This is a genomic window from Scandinavium sp. (genome assembly GCF_032012665.1).
Taxonomy (GTDB): domain Bacteria; phylum Pseudomonadota; class Gammaproteobacteria; order Enterobacterales; family Enterobacteriaceae; genus Scandinavium.
The window spans coordinates 21,924-36,298 of the sequence record NZ_DALZVG010000009.1 but is presented as its reverse complement, the minus strand read 5'-3'; the positions used below and the strand labels follow the sequence as shown (position 1 = coordinate 36,298).

The 14,375-nt window shown below is 55.9% G+C and carries 15 protein-coding genes; 6 read left to right on the top strand and 9 right to left on the bottom strand.

What is annotated here, in order from left to right; genetic code table 11:
* The first annotated feature begins 15 nt into the window (after window positions 1-15).
* The gene (mglC, locus tag RTU33_RS09935; protein ID WP_312627014.1) at window positions 16-1,026 is read left to right on the top strand and encodes a galactose/methyl galactoside ABC transporter permease MglC; all 1,011 of its coding nucleotides are present in this window, start codon (window positions 16-18) and stop codon (window positions 1,024-1,026) included.
* A gap of 69 nt (window positions 1,027-1,095) precedes the next feature.
* Here the strand turns inward: mglC and RTU33_RS09930 are convergent, their stop codons facing one another.
* The 5 genes from RTU33_RS09930 to RTU33_RS09910 form a co-directional block, all read right to left on the bottom strand.
* Window positions 1,096-2,013 (bottom strand): SIR2 family protein, encoded by a 918-nt coding sequence (locus RTU33_RS09930; RefSeq protein WP_312627013.1) that lies wholly within the window; start codon window positions 2,011-2,013, stop codon window positions 1,096-1,098.
* Window positions 2,013-2,735, bottom strand: coding sequence for an outer membrane permeability protein SanA (gene sanA, locus RTU33_RS09925; protein WP_312627011.1), 723 nt, complete (start codon window positions 2,733-2,735; stop codon window positions 2,013-2,015). Before sanA ends, RTU33_RS09930 begins: the two co-directional genes overlap by 1 nt.
* Window positions 2,736-2,857: 122 nt before the next feature.
* A complete protein-coding gene (gene cdd / locus RTU33_RS09920) occupies window positions 2,858-3,742 on the bottom strand; it encodes a cytidine deaminase (RefSeq protein WP_312627009.1) in 885 nt (294 codons plus the stop codon).
* A gap of 125 nt (window positions 3,743-3,867) precedes the next feature.
* A complete protein-coding gene (locus RTU33_RS09915; protein WP_312627007.1) occupies window positions 3,868-4,563 on the bottom strand; it encodes a CidB/LrgB family autolysis modulator in 696 nt (231 codons plus the stop codon).
* Window positions 4,560-4,961: a CidA/LrgA family protein gene (locus RTU33_RS09910; protein WP_312627005.1), complete on the bottom strand. Its 402-nt coding sequence runs from the start codon at window positions 4,959-4,961 to the stop codon at window positions 4,560-4,562. Before RTU33_RS09910 ends, RTU33_RS09915 begins: the two co-directional genes overlap by 4 nt.
* 222 nt (window positions 4,962-5,183) lie before the next feature.
* Between RTU33_RS09910 and dusC the strand changes: the two genes are divergently transcribed.
* A complete protein-coding gene (gene dusC, locus RTU33_RS09905) occupies window positions 5,184-6,131 on the top strand; it encodes a tRNA dihydrouridine(16) synthase DusC (RefSeq protein WP_312627004.1) in 948 nt (315 codons plus the stop codon).
* Window positions 6,132-6,138: 7 nt separating this feature from the next.
* On the opposite strand, the gene RTU33_RS09900 is transcribed toward dusC, so the two are convergent.
* Window positions 6,139-6,873 (bottom strand): class I SAM-dependent methyltransferase, encoded by a 735-nt coding sequence (locus RTU33_RS09900; RefSeq protein WP_312627003.1) that lies wholly within the window; start codon window positions 6,871-6,873, stop codon window positions 6,139-6,141.
* A 226-nt stretch (window positions 6,874-7,099) separates the two neighbouring features.
* Here RTU33_RS09900 and mdtQ point away from each other — a divergent pair, with 226 nt between their 5' ends.
* Together mdtQ and RTU33_RS09890 are read left to right on the top strand one after the other, a co-directional pair.
* Window positions 7,100-8,539, top strand: a complete 1,440-nt coding sequence (gene mdtQ, locus RTU33_RS09895; RefSeq protein WP_312627002.1) for a multidrug resistance outer membrane protein MdtQ — start codon at window positions 7,100-7,102, stop codon at window positions 8,537-8,539.
* 58 nt (window positions 8,540-8,597) lie between these two features.
* The gene (locus RTU33_RS09890; RefSeq protein WP_312627001.1) at window positions 8,598-9,371 is read left to right on the top strand and encodes an SDR family oxidoreductase; all 774 of its coding nucleotides are present in this window, start codon (window positions 8,598-8,600) and stop codon (window positions 9,369-9,371) included.
* Window positions 9,372-9,383: 12 nt separating this feature from the next.
* Here RTU33_RS09890 and RTU33_RS09885 read toward each other — a convergent pair whose 3' ends face one another.
* Window positions 9,384-9,950, bottom strand: coding sequence for a DedA family protein (locus RTU33_RS09885; RefSeq protein WP_312627000.1), 567 nt, complete (start codon window positions 9,948-9,950; stop codon window positions 9,384-9,386).
* Window positions 9,951-10,115: 165 nt separating this feature from the next.
* On the opposite strand from RTU33_RS09885, the gene RTU33_RS09880 reads away from it, so the two are divergent.
* Window positions 10,116-10,703, top strand: a complete 588-nt coding sequence (locus RTU33_RS09880) for a Yip1 family protein (protein ID WP_312626998.1) — start codon at window positions 10,116-10,118, stop codon at window positions 10,701-10,703.
* Window positions 10,704-10,879: 176 nt separating this feature from the next.
* Window positions 10,880-11,827, top strand: coding sequence for a D-alanyl-D-alanine endopeptidase (pbpG, locus tag RTU33_RS09875; RefSeq protein ID WP_312626996.1), 948 nt, complete (start codon window positions 10,880-10,882; stop codon window positions 11,825-11,827).
* A gap of 102 nt (window positions 11,828-11,929) precedes the next feature.
* Here pbpG and RTU33_RS09870 read toward each other — a convergent pair whose 3' ends face one another.
* The gene (locus RTU33_RS09870) at window positions 11,930-12,484 is read right to left on the bottom strand and encodes an N-acetyltransferase family protein (protein WP_312626994.1); all 555 of its coding nucleotides are present in this window, start codon (window positions 12,482-12,484) and stop codon (window positions 11,930-11,932) included.
* 96 nt (window positions 12,485-12,580) lie between these two features.
* A complete protein-coding gene (dld, locus tag RTU33_RS09865; protein ID WP_312626992.1) occupies window positions 12,581-14,344 on the bottom strand; it encodes a D-lactate dehydrogenase in 1,764 nt (587 codons plus the stop codon).
* Window positions 14,345-14,375: the final 31 nt, after the last annotated feature.

Below are 14,375 nucleotides of genomic sequence, written 5' to 3'. Positions count from 1 at the left end.
GATCAGGGGCTCCTCATGAGTGCGTTAAATAAAAAAAGCTTTCTCACTTATCTGAAAGAGGGCGGTATTTACGTCGTTCTTTTAGTCTTACTGGCCATTATTATTTTCCAGGACCCCACGTTCTTAAGTCTGCTGAACCTGAGTAATATCCTGACCCAGTCTTCCGTGCGTATTATTATCGCTCTCGGCGTGGCAGGTTTAATCGTAACGCAGGGTACCGACCTGTCTGCTGGCCGCCAGGTTGGTCTGGCTGCGGTTATCGCTGCAACCCTGCTGCAGTCCGTCGATAACGCCAACAAGGTGTTCCCGGACCTGGCGACCATGCCAATTCCGCTGGTGCTGCTGATTGTCTGCGCTATCGGCGCGGTGATTGGTCTGGTGAACGGGATTATCATTGCTTACCTGAACGTGACGCCGTTTATTACCACGCTGGGTACGATGATCATCGTGTATGGCATCAACTCCCTCTATTACGATTTCGTGGGCGCGTCTCCGGTATCCGGTTTTGATTCGCACTTCTCGACGTTTACCCAAGGGTTTATTGCGCTCGGCAGCTTCCGCCTCTCGTACATCACGTTCTATGCGCTGATTGCCACGATTTTCGTCTGGATCCTGTGGAACAAGACTCGCTTCGGTAAAAACATCTTCGCTATCGGCGGTAACCCGGAAGCGGCACGCGTTTCAGGCGTCAACGTTGCCCTGAACCTGCTGATGATCTATGCGCTGTCCGGCGTGTTCTATGCCTTCGGCGGGATGCTGGAAGCCGGCCGTATCGGCTCGGCGACCAACAACCTCGGGTTTATGTACGAGCTGGATGCGATTGCAGCCTGCGTGGTGGGCGGTGTGTCGTTTAGCGGCGGGGTCGGTACCGTTATCGGCGTGGTGACGGGTGTTATCATCTTCACCGTCATCAACTACGGTCTGACGTATATCGGCGTGAACCCTTACTGGCAGTATATTATCAAGGGTGCGATCATCATCTTCGCCGTTGCGCTGGATTCCCTCAAATACGCGCGTAAAAAATAAGCTTTCTGTTTCATCCAAACCCGGCAGCGGAGTATCGTTGCCGGTTTTTTTATTTCCGCTCCCGCACTCTTATTCTTCAGCTTTCCGGATATCCCCAATCACAGCTGCATAATAGTGTTGTTCATCCTCTTTACTGCGCCTGAAATGCTGACCGAACGCCTTCCTGACGGTGACACCAACGCTCTCCAGCAGCGCAATTTTGGCGACGGTGGCCTTATCGTCTGCAAAGCAGGCGGGAAGGTAGTAAACAATCTGGTTATTAATCGACACGTTGTTACTTTTCAGCAATCGACAACGTTCGCGCCAGGTTAATAGCCACCAGAGATCGATTTCAACGAAATCCAGCGTCAGGCCGACGATATAAACATTGCGACGGAAAAAGTTATCAATCCAGCTGAACTCATTTTCGGCAGTGGATAAACGACGGATCAGCGGTTTGAGATCGTTAAACTCTGCTTTCGAATAGCTGCTGCCGGTCGCGGTGTAATTGCGCATGGCCTGCAAATAACCGCTGTAATGCTCGTAACCCAACGTAATGGATTGAGGGACATTAATGGCGCCATGAATATGCCAGATGAGTTTGTCATCAATCTGATGATGACGAAAAATACTGTATTTCTGCTCTTTGATAATGCCGTTATTTTTTATTTCAGCGGCATCTGGCAGGCAACTTTCCAGGGTCAGATCGTAGTTGGTGGTCATGATGTTTCGGCAGCTGAGCGCCATCAGCTGCTGATGAATCGCATTGCCGGTAATCGTTTTAATTTTCTCGGCAATAAAGCTTTTGATGCTGTTTTCTGTTCGTTCGCTGTGCCGGGTTTTTAAAATGGTAAAATAGATTTCTTCGTAGGCGAGGGGGAAAGGCTTGTTCTGGGTATCAATTGCGATGCTGTATTTCTGGCTAAGGCTTTGCAGTACATCGGACCATGAATTGCCGTCGGTCAGATTGTTAATGCCATTCCCTACCAACAGTGCATAGTCACCCATTACTCTTTCCTTTGTTTATCCTGGATTTCCAGCATTTGCTCAGGGGTGACAGCCGGATAACCCTGCGCATCTTCAGGGACTTCGTGCAGGGAAGGAATAGGCACCAGCGGGCCGAGGAAGCGCGGTTCGCGCTTGAACAGATAGAGATCCGCCAGCGCGCCAAAGCGGGCGCCAAACTCACGTACGCGCACGTTCCACATATCTTTCGGGGATGGCACCGCGTAGCACTGCGCCTGAATGCCCATATGCAGGGCGATAAACAGTGCGCGTTCACAATGGAAACGTTGGGTGATGATGATGAAGTCGTTGGTGTCGAATACCTTGCGGGTGCGCACAATGGAGTCCAGCGTGCGGAAACCTGCGTAATCGAGCACGATATCCGCCGGATCGACGCCTCCGGCAATCAAATCTTTACGCATCGTCATCGGTTCGTTATAGCTCTGGAGCGCGTTATCGCCGCTCAGCAGCAGGTAGTTGACCTTGCCGCTGTTATAGGCGTTCAGCGCGCCCTGAATGCGGTAGCGATAATACTGATTGATAACGCCGGTGCGATAATACTTGGCGGTACCGAGTACCACGCCGACCTGACGATAGGGAAGATCCTGCAGCTCATCGTAGATATACGGCGCAGTTTTCCAGCTTATCCAGCGGTCAAGGCCGAGTGCGGTCAACAGCAGCAGGCCGATCAGGACTAACAGGCTGTATAACACGCGCTTTAACATGGACTTGACTCAGTGGTGGAAGAAGATTCACTCAGGCTACTGTACCCGAGGGGCAAGAGCAAGAAACCGCCGTTTAATTGGGGGGATTTTCATCAGTGCGGGCCTGAGCCCGCACGGTAAGATCAACCGAGGAGAACGCGGTCGATATTCTGGCAGCCAAGCGCCTTCAGGGTCGCTACGGTAGCATCCCACTGGATCAGAGGTGCATCCGCACGTTCGGCCAGCACCGCCCGCTGAATATCAGGATAGTCGTAACCGTTGAGGCTGAGCAGATTCAGTGCGCCCTGTAGCGGCGGCAGCGTTGGATTAAAGGCCGCATTTTCGGCATAGCTACCCGCGAAAATTGTGCCGTCGCGTAGCTCCAGCGCGACGCCGGAGGGTGACTGGCTGTACGGAGCATGACAGCGGTTCGCTGCCTGAATGGCGGCACGGGAAAGGGCATCGCCCTCCAGCGGATAGCCGTGATCCTGGGCATCCATCAGCAGGGTTTTGATCTCCAGATCTTTCGGGCCGAAGGCGTCCGGCAGATAGTCTTTCAGCGTATGGGGTTCACGGCCCGGCAGATTGATTTGCAGTTCCAGCCCGCTGTTCAGTTCATTCATAAACTGACGACAGTGGCCGCACGGCGTGTAGTTGACGGTGATCGCCTTAAGGGCCTTTTCGCCGCTCAGCCAGGCGTGGCTGATAGCGCTTTGCTCGGCGTGAACGGTTTGCTGCATTGTCGCGCCAATAAATTCCATATTGCCGCCAAAATACCAGATGCCGCTCACGCCGCGCGCGATGGCGCCAACGTTAAAGTGCGAAAGGTCGGCCCGGGCACAGGCGGCGGCCAGCGGCAGCAGGGCAAAAGCCAGCGCGTCTTCGTCCAGTCCCGTGGCTGATTTCAGCTCAGAGACTTGCCCGGCGCTCAGCATGGCGGGGAAATGCGCATCAGCCAGCCATGGGGCGAGGGCCGTTTGCAGTTCCTCACTGAGTTGCGGGAAAGCAGAATGAAAACGTGGGTGCATGGCAATGGCCTCATTACAGGTTAAGGGATGACAGTGTACGGACCTGATAACGGCTAATGTGTGACTTAGATCTGACTTTTTATGCAACTAATGAAAATAGAATGAAATTCGTGTGATGCGTCGCATTACCCAAACAGCGCCAGAATCACCGGGAACAGGAACGGGGCGAGCAGCGAGGTAATGATCCCGCAGATCACCAGCGCCAGTGAACTGAACGCGCCTTCCTGATAGTCGAGCTCCGCACAGCGCGAGGTACCTAAAGCGTGTGAGGCAGTCCCCATTGCCAGACCACGCGCCGATTTTGTGTCAATTCGCATCAGGTTCAGCAGCGTGTGACCAAGCACCGCGCCAAGAATACCGACGAAAATCACGCATACGGCGCTGATAGCAGGGATACCGCCGATGCTGCCGCTGACGGCCATCGCAATCGGCGTCGTGACTGATTTCGGCATAACGGAAGCAGCAATTTCAGGCGTTGCTCCCATAAGCAGGGCGACCGTGGTGCCTGTGGTCATTGCCACTACGCTGCCGACAAAGCAGATGGTGATAATCGATTTCCAGCGGGCGCGGATCTGGTGCAGCTGCTCATAGAGTGGATAGGCCAGCGCCACCACCGCAGGCTGCAGCAGATCGTTGAGAATTTTGCTGCCCTTGAAGTAATGATCGTAGGGAATGCCGGTGAGCAGCAAAAACGGAATGATCACCACCATCGCCACCAGCAGCGGGTTCAGCAGCGGCATCTTGAAGCGGGCTGCAAGACGACGCGCGGCGAAGAATACGACAAGCGTTAACGGCAGGGACCACCAGATGTAGTGCATCATTTTTGCTCACCTTCTTTCTGACCGACCACCTTGCGTTCACCGTGGACGATGTGTGAACTCCAGCTGACCACCAGCAGCACTACCAGCGTGCTGACCGCACAGGACACCACCACCGGGCCAAACTGCGCCCGCAGCACATCAAAGTACTGCATCACCCCGACGCCAATCGGCACGAACAGCAGCGCCATGTAGCGAATCAATACGTAGCAGCCGGGATTCACCCACTTCGCCGGCAGGATTTGCAGCGCCAACAGGACAAACAGAATCAGCATGCCGATGATGCTGCCGGGAATAGTGATGGGTAACAGTGATGCGATAAAAATACCGGCGTAGAGACAGGCGTAAATCAGCACGAAGGCCCGCAGATATTGCCAGATAATGTTCAGTGTTTTGCTCATGGTTCTCGCCCTTGATGAAACGCATTCATCATACAATTAAACCCTGTAATGTGCTACCGATCACATCATGAATTCTGAGCATACAAAATATTCCGCAATGGCACGTCAGACAAACGACCAAAAAGCGTGAGAAATCTATGGCTTTCAGTGTAGTACATGAGGGGCTTCAAACCGGGCGATAACAACGCTACCATAGCGCCTCTTTTTTCTCCGGATACTGATATGCGTGTTCTGCTGGCGCCGATGGAAGGCGTGCTCGATTCACTGGTTCGTGGCCTGCTCACCGGGGTGAATGATTACGATCTTTGCATCACCGAGTTTCTGCGGGTGGTGGATCAGCTGCTGCCGGTAAAATCCTTCCATCGCCTGTGCCCTGAGTTGCTGAATGAGAGTCGGACAGCGTCCGGCACGCTGGTGCGCGTTCAGCTGCTGGGTCAGCATCCGCAGTGGCTTGCTGAAAACGCCGCCCGCGCGGTGGAGCTGGGCTCCTGGGGCGTCGATCTGAACTGCGGCTGTCCGTCGAAGGTGGTGAACGGCAGCGGCGGCGGCGCAACGCTGCTTAAAGATCCGGATTTAATCTATCGCGGCGCGAAGGCCATGCGTGAGGCCGTGCCCGCGCATTTGCCGGTGACGGTGAAAGTGCGCCTTGGCTGGGACAGCAGCGACCGTCAGTTTGAAATCGCCGATGCCGTGCAGCAGGCTGGCGCTACCGAGCTGGTCGTACATGGGCGCACGAAAGAGGATGGCTACAAGGCCGACAGAATCGACTGGCAGGCTATCGGCGAGATCCGCCGTCGGCTGTCGATCCCGGTGATTGCCAACGGCGAAATCTGGGACTGGCAAAGCGCCCAGGACTGTATGGCCGCGACGGGCTGCGATTCAGTGATGATCGGCCGCGGCGCGCTGAATATTCCCAACCTCAGCCGGGTGGTGAAATACAACGAGCCCCGCATGCCGTGGAACGACGTCACCGAACTGCTGCGCAAATACAGCCGTCTTGAAAAGCAGGGCGACACTGGCCTGTATCATGTGGCCCGCATTAAGCAGTGGCTCGGCTACCTGCGTAAAGAGTACGATGAGGCCACCACGTTGTTCACTACCATTCGCACCTTGCAGGATTCTACGTCCATTGCCGATGCCATTGAGCACTATGCACAACGTCAACCCTGAAAGAGCGTTAGCCTGGTTTATACGCGCTTAAGAGAAAGAGCATTGGACGCTCTTTTTCTTCACCGAGCGCCGGGTTGGCAGCGATCTGCGCTGCATCCGGCCCCCACTCATCAAGCTGCTCAATCACAAACCCGGCGGCAATTAGCGCATTAATCCACGTCGCGAGCTTGCGATGCTGCTTTTTCACGCCGTCGGCAAACCAGTTGCTGAGTCGCTCGCCCTCCTGCTGGTAATTCGCCACCGGCCAGATTTTCTGCCCGTCCTGCTCGAGGAACCAGCCTTGCTTCATCGCGGCGGTGAAAATCGGGTGCTCTGCGGAGAACACCAGCTTGCCGCCTGGCTTCAGCGCCTGAAACAGCACGGAAAACAGGCCGTCGATGTTTTGCAGGTAGTGCAGCGCCAGCGAGCTGTAGGCCAGATCAAGACTTTCAGATTTGAGCGTGAGCGTTTCCAGATCGGCCTGTTGATACGTAATACCCGTCTCCGGCGTCATCTCACGCGCTCTTGCCAGCATCTTTTCTGAGACATCAAGACCGAGCACGTGGGCCGCACCTTGCTGCTGCGCCCAGCGGCAAAACCAACCGTAGCCGCAGCCTAAATCCACGATCTGTTTGCCCTGAGGCGCTGGCAGCATCTGGCGCAGTGCAGGCCATTCAGGCGCGCCATCCAGCCCTTTGACCGAGCGATCGAGTGTTGCGTAACCGGCAAAAAATTGCGGATTATCATAGATGTTTTGCGTCATACCTTCTCCTTAATACGCCGTCACTGGCGCAGCGAGTATACCGGTTAGCGAGCGAGAAATATGGCAGTAATGGATGTCATCGAGCCTTCATTAATTGTGCAAACACTGTGGAGAAGCATGACGGGAGATGTCCAGGGCTTGCGTTTTATCGCGTGCCACGCTTTCCTAAACGTACCCTACATTTTCATCATAGAATGCGCGTCCTCTACGAAAACAGACACACAACATGAAACGTACTGCTATTGTTGCGGCAATGCTCAGCCTGCCGCTTGCTGCCGTATTGTCCGGCTGCGCGCCGTCGCACGACACGGCCGCGCCTTTAAAACAGCAATTACCGGCTTCACAGATCGATAATGCCCTTCCGGTTGCCCTGCAAAACGGCTGGCCTCAGAGTCAGTGGTGGCTCGATTATCACGACACGCAGCTGAATCAGTTGATGACCAGCGCGCTCAGCAACGCGCCTGATATGCAGGTGGCGCAGCAGCGCGTTAAGCTGGCGGAAGCGCAGGCGAAAATGGCGCAGTCAGAGCTTGGCCCTGAGGTCGATTTTGGCACCAACGTTGAGCGTCAGAAAATGTCCGCCGAGGGCCTGATGGGGCCATTCGCATCCGACGAAGGCGGCAACACTGGCCCGTGGTACACCAACGGCACCATCGGTCTGACCGCAGGTTGGGATCTCGATCTCTGGGGTAAAAACCGGGCGCTGGTCCAGGCCCGCATCGGCACCGTGAAGGCGCGGGCAGCGGAGCTGGCGCAAACGCAACAGGTGCTGGCGAGCAGCGTGGCGCGTCTCTACTGGCAGTGGCAGACCGAAGCCGCCGTTAAGCAAGTGCTTGAGCAGGTAAAAACCGAGCAGAACAACATTATCTCCGTCGATAAAGCGCTCTATACCCGTGGGATCACTTCCTCCGTGGAAGGGGCGGAAAACGATATCAACGTCTCAAAAACCGATCAGCAGTTGACCGAAGTGGCGGGCAACATGAAAGAGATCGAGGCCCGGCTGATGGCGCTGACCAATAGCCAGAGCAGCAAACTGTCGCTGCATCCGGTAGCGTTGCCCGCGGTGAAAACCCGGATGCCAGCCTCCCTCGGCTATGAGCTGCTGGCCCGTCGCCCTGATCTACAGGAAGCGAACTGGTACATCCAGGCTTCGATGAGCGAAGTCGATGCCGCCAAAGCCGCGTTTTATCCGGATATCAACCTGATGGCCTTCCTGCAGCAGGATGCTCTGCACCTGAGCGATCTGTTCCGCCATTCCGCCAACCAGATGGGGATCACCGCCGGACTGACGCTGCCCATCTTCGACAGCGGTCGTCTGAATGCCAACCTGGACATCGCCGATGCGCAGCGCGATCTGTCCGTGGCGAATTACAATAAAGCGGTGGTCGATGCGGTCAATCAGGTGGCGAAAACTGCCAGCCAGGTGGAAACGCTGATGGAGAAAAACCAGCAACAGCAGCAGGTTATCAAAGACTCCGATCGCGTGGTGCAACAGGCGCAGGCGCGTCTGGCTGCGGGTATGCTTTCCGGATCGCAGATGAGCCTGGCGAAACTGCCCTCGTTGCAGGAACGCATGAACGCGCTGCGCCTTCAGGGCCAGTGGGTGGACGCCAGCATTCAGCTCACCTCGGCGCTCGGCGGCGGCTACCACTACAGCGGAATATAATCTCCTTCGCGTAGCCTTACCTATACTTACCTCCTGAGTTAACGCCAGGAGGTTTTTTATGTCCGCAAAAGTCGCAGTGGTGACTGCATCGGATTCCGGTATTGGCAAACAGTGCGCGATTCAGCTTGCGCGCAAAGGCTTTTCGCTGGGAGTAACGTGGCACTCGGATGAAGAGGGGGCGCGCCAGACCGTACAGGAACTCACCTCTTTGGGCTGCCAGGCGCAGGCTATTCAGCTCGATTTGAGCCATTTGCCAGAGGGTGTCGAGGCCCTGGAGGTGCTGATTCAGCGGCTGGGGCGCATTGACGTGCTGGTCAACAACGCCGGGCGCATGACCAAAGCGTCAGTGCTCGATGTAACGCTCGACGACTGGCGGCAAACGTTTTGTGTGGACGTGGAAGGCGCGCTGCTCTGTTCGCAAATTGCGGCGCGGCACATGATTGCGCAGGGTGAGGGCGGGCGCATCATCAACATCACCTCGGTTCATGAACACACGCCGTTGCCGCGGGCCAGCGCTTATACTGCTGCGAAGCATGCGCTGGGCGGGCTGACAAAATCGCTGGCGCTGGAGCTGGTGCAGCACAACATTCTGGTGAATGCGGTTGCGCCCGGCGCCATTGCCACGGCGATGAACAATTTGCAGGATGACGAGGTGAAACCGGGTTCAATGCCCAATATCCCAATCGCAAGGCCGGGCAAAACCGAAGAGATAGCCGGGATGGTGGCGTGGCTTTGCTCCGATGACGCCTCTTACGTCACCGGGCAATCGCTGATTGTGGATGGCGGCTTCATGCTCGTGAACCCGCAATTTTTAAACGAAAAGCAGCGATAAGAAACGGCGCCGCTACTGCGCCTTCCTGTCTTTTCGCCAGAACCAGACCCGCACGGCAATCACCGCCGCCACCACAATAATCAACCACGCCCAGTGCTTGAGGTGCTGATCGAGCTGATGTAGCCAGGGACCAATCACTTCGCCGCCGAGATAGCCGAGCGTGGTGAACAGCAGCGCCCACACCAGCGCGCCAAGAATGTTAAGCGGCAGAAAAATTTTCGGCGGCAGGCGGCTTGCGCCAATCAGCACCGGGCCAATCACCCGAAAGCCATACATAAAGCGCGTGCCGATCACAAACAGGTAAGGGCGATTCTGAATAAGCCGCTGTGCCTTCCCGATTTTTTTCTGGTGACGCGAAAAGCGTTTAATCAGGCGACCACCAAAGTGGCGTCCGAGCAGATAAAGCACCTGGTCGCCAATCATGCCGCCGAGCGCCACCGAGGCCACCACCAGCCAGAAACGCAGTAGTCCCTGATGAGCCGCCACGCCGCCAAGCAGCGTCACCGTTTCGCCTTCTGCCACCGCGCCGACAACCAGCGCGGCGTAGCCGTAATGGCTAATCAGACTATTAATATCCATGCTGGCTTTACCGCTCCCTGAAAATACAGTCCCTTAAGCATACACCTCTGAACCACAATCACCAGGCAACGGCCAGCGCAGGCTATTTTTGTGCAGGTCAAAATATAATCGCCAGTCTGCATTATACTTAAACGGTGCTGTACGAAGCCGTTAAGAGGGGGCTTTATGAATCATGTCTGGGGACTGTTCTCCCATCCCGATCGTGAAATGCATGTCATTCAGAGCGAAAACGAGTCCGTTTCGCACCATTATACCCACCATGTTCTGGCGATGGCTGCCGTACCGGTCGTCTGCGCCTTTATCGGCACCACCCAGCTTGGCTGGAATTTTGGTGACGGCACCACCGTCAAATTATCTCTGTTTACCGGTTTTGTGCTGGCGGTGCTGTTTTATGCGCTGATGCTTGCCGGGGTGGCGGTAATGGGGCGCGTCATCTGGTGGATGGCGCGAAACTATCCGCAAAGGCCGTCGCTGAAGCGCTGCATGGTGTTTGCGGGCTATGTCGCGACGCCAATCTTCCTGAGCGGCATCGTGGCGCTCTATCCGCTGGTCTGGCTTTGCGTACTGGTGGGCGCCGTGGCGCTCTGCTACACCGGATATCTGCTCTACATCGGCATTCCGACCTTCCTTGGCATTAATCGGGAAGAGGGGATGAGCTTTGCCAGTTCGACGCTCGCCATTGGAGTGTTGGTGCTGGAGGTTCTGCTTGCGCTGACCGTAGTGTTATGGGGTTATGGCTATCGTTTATTCTGAGTTAAACCATAGCTGGCGCTGATGATTTCAGCGCCAGCTATGCAGCATTTATTCACGATTATAGTGTGGCACGGGAAAGCTCTGACGCGGTATGATGCCGGAAATCGCGTTTGTCGATGTGCAAACCAACGCCCATGACATCATAACTTGCATAAATAATTACCAGACTCCTCACGATGCCAAAATTTCGAGTTTCTCTCCTCAGCCTCGCGCTGATGTTGTCCGTACCTTTTGCGCCAGCAGCGAGTGCAAAAACGGCTACCGCCGCCGTGGCGTCGCAGCCGGAAATTGCCTCCGGCAGTGCGATGATCGTCGATCTGAATAGCAACAAAGTGATCTACGCCAGCGAACCGGACCTGGTGCGCCCGATCGCGTCAATCACTAAGTTAATGACCGCGATGGTGGTACTGGATGCCCGTCTGCCGCTCGATGAAATGCTGAGCGTCGACATCAGTCAGACGCCGGAGATGAAAGGGATCTACTCCCGTGTACGCCTGAACAGCCATATCAGCCGTAAAAACATGCTGCTGCTGGCGCTGATGTCCTCGGAAAACCGTGCGGCGGCGAGCCTGGCGCATCATTATCCTGGCGGCTATGACGCGTTTATCCGCGCCATGAACGCCAAGGCGAAATCGCTCGGCATGACGCACACGCGTTACGTTGAGCCGACGGGCCTGTCGATTCATAACGTCTCGACCGCCCGCGATCTCACCAAACTGCTGATCGCCACCAAACAGTACCCGCTGATTGGCCAACTGAGCACCACCAAAGAAGATATGGCGACCTTCAGCAACCCGAACTACACCCTGCCGTTCCGTAACACTAACCATCTCGTGTACCGCGAAAACTGGAATATCCAGCTGACGAAAACCGGCTTTACCAACGCCGCGGGCCACTGCCTGGTGATGCGCACGGTAATGAACAACCGCCCGGTGGCGATGGTGGTGATGGATGCCTTTGGGAAATACACGCACTTCGCGGATGCCAGCCGTCTGCGCACCTGGATTGAAACCGGCAAAGTGATGGCGGTACCGCCTGCGGCGCTGGCGTATAAGAAGCAGAAAGAGGCGCAGATGGAGAACGCTATCCAGAATGCGTCACAGCAGATAGCGCAGGCCGATTGATTGACGGTTGTTGTTGCCCGGCGGCGCAAAGCTTGCACGGGCCTACATGAATCAGCATCCTTTGTAGGCCCGTGCAAGCTTTGCGCCGCCGGGCAAGGTAGGTTACTCCGGCAGCGTCCAGTCACCGTCGTTGAGGGGGCGCTGCACAATCAACGTATCCCGCCAGTCACCCAGCTTATAGCCGACGCTGCGTAGCTGTCCGGCCACTTCAAAGCCGTGCTTTGTGTGCAACCGCAGCGAGCCTGAATTGTTATTTCCGTCGCCAATGACCGCGATCATCTGCCGCCATGGCCCTTGTTCACAAAGCTCAATTAAGCGTGCCAGCAGTGAGCTGCCCACGCCGCGTCCGGTCATACTGGCGTCGACGTAGATGGATTCTTCAATAGTATAGCGATAGGCCGGGCGAGGGCGGTACAGCGTGGCGTAGGAATAGCCAACGATGATGCCGCGATACAGCGCCACCAGCCACGGTAAACCCTGCTCGTCGACGAGCAGCATGCGTTCACGCATTTCGTCGACGGATGGCGGTACCTCTTCGAAAGAGGCCCGTCCGTTTAACACATGCCAGGCGTACAGGGCGGCAATCGCATGCGCATCGTCCCGGTTTGCTTCGCGAATTTCCACCTCTGTGCCATATAACACATCAACCGCTGACATGATGTTAACTCCCCAGTTTACCGGGCCAGAGAAATGTTTCTCTGACCGTTTTGTGGCTACTGTAATCGGAGTCAAGCATCAATACACTACCACCCCTTAATTCAGGTGGGCTTTTGCATCAGTTACGCTATTGGCATCTTCCGGCGCGACAGCTTCACCCCAGAATTTCTGCTTACTGGTTTTACCAATACCGGGATTCATGCTGTTTGTAGGGTCATTCTCACGATAAAACTGTTTTAAACTCTCGGCGGCTTCATAAAGATGGCCGACGTTGTGTTCGGCAGGATATTGTGCGCCGCGCTCGCGGAGCAGGGCAAGCATTTGCTCCTTCAGCGCATGGGCGTCCACGCCTTTCTTCACGATGTAATCCTGGTGGAACACGTGGCACATAAAGTGCCCGTAATAGAGCTTATGGGTAAGCTGGCTGGCAATTTCCGGCGGCAGTTGTTCAAACCACTCGGTATCGTTGCGGCGCAGGGCAATGTCCAGCGCCAGAATGTCTTCCACTTCGTCTGAGTGTACCGCCTGGTAGCGAATTGCCGCGCCAGCCGCTGCGAAACGATGCAGAAACGCCTTGCTGCCTTCCTCCGGCGTACAGGCGAAGAACGCCCCTTCGGCGTTTTTAAAGAACCCGGTGAGCCAGCTCTGTGCTTCGTCGATGCCTTCACCGGCCATCTTCAGCATTAAATGGTGCTCGTACTGGTTACGGTAGCTTTTCATTCGCTCCGGCAGGTGCGCCGGGAAGGCGTGGCCGAGCTTCTGCATAAAGCGGTCGGTGAAGTGCGGTTTGAACAGCGGCACTTTTTCCAGCATTGCGTCGGTGCGGCCTTTCATGGTGAAGAAGAACGGCATTTTATCGGTGCCGAGCTTATCAATCATCAGGAAGGTATCTTTGCCGTACTGTTCCGCGATGTCGTAGATATCACGATGCATGTATTCCCCGGCTACTGGCAGATTGGCAAAGTTTGCCAGCATATGGCGGCGAATTTCCGTCAGCACGGCAGGCTGATTGGTGCCAATGTAAAACACCTGCTGGCGCTTTTCGGCTTCGAAAGTATCCAGGCGGACGGCAAACACAGCGAGCTTCCCGGCGCAGCCGGAAGATTCAAACAGACGTTCCGGATCCGCGTTATAGCGCGCCGGGGTGTCGGCATCGACGTCGCGAACGCGGGTCACATAATCGTGATCGTGAGCGTGGCGTCCATCGTGCTTCACGTCGCTATCTTTCACACGATCGTCATCCAGCTTGCTGAGGATCTGCTCCGGCGTTTCACCGAGGCTGATACCCAGATGGTTCACCAACTGAAGTTTGCCTTCCTCGTTGATGCGGGCAAACAGAGACATCTCCGTATAGGCCGGGCCGCGCTGCACCAGCGATCCGCCTGAGTTGTTGCAGATCCCACCTATCACCGACGCACCAATGCACGACGAGCCGATCACCGAATGCGGTTCGCGCCCGAAAGGCTTGAGCGCTTTTTCCAGCGAATAGAGCGTGGTGCCCGGAAACGCCAGCACCTGCTGGCCGTTGTCGAGCAGATGCAGTTTGTCCAGACGCAGGGTGCTGATAATCACAATCTGGCGGTCGTAGTCGTTGCCGCTCGGCGTGGAGCCTTCGGTCAGGCCGGTGTTGGCCGCCTGCATGAGAATGATTTTGTCGGCCTGCACGCAGGCGCTCAGCACGCGCCAGAGTTCTAATAGTGTGCCAGGAAAGACGACGGCGAGCGCATCGCCGTGCCCGGAGCGGAAGCCTTTGCGATAGCGAGCGGTTTTTGCCGGGTCGGTCAGCAGGCGCGAATGGCCCACCAGGCGGGTCAGTTCGGCCAGAAAAGCGGTGTTATCGTTTGTTGTTGTGGAAGACATCTTCTCACTCCTTGTGATGAGGAAAGTGTGG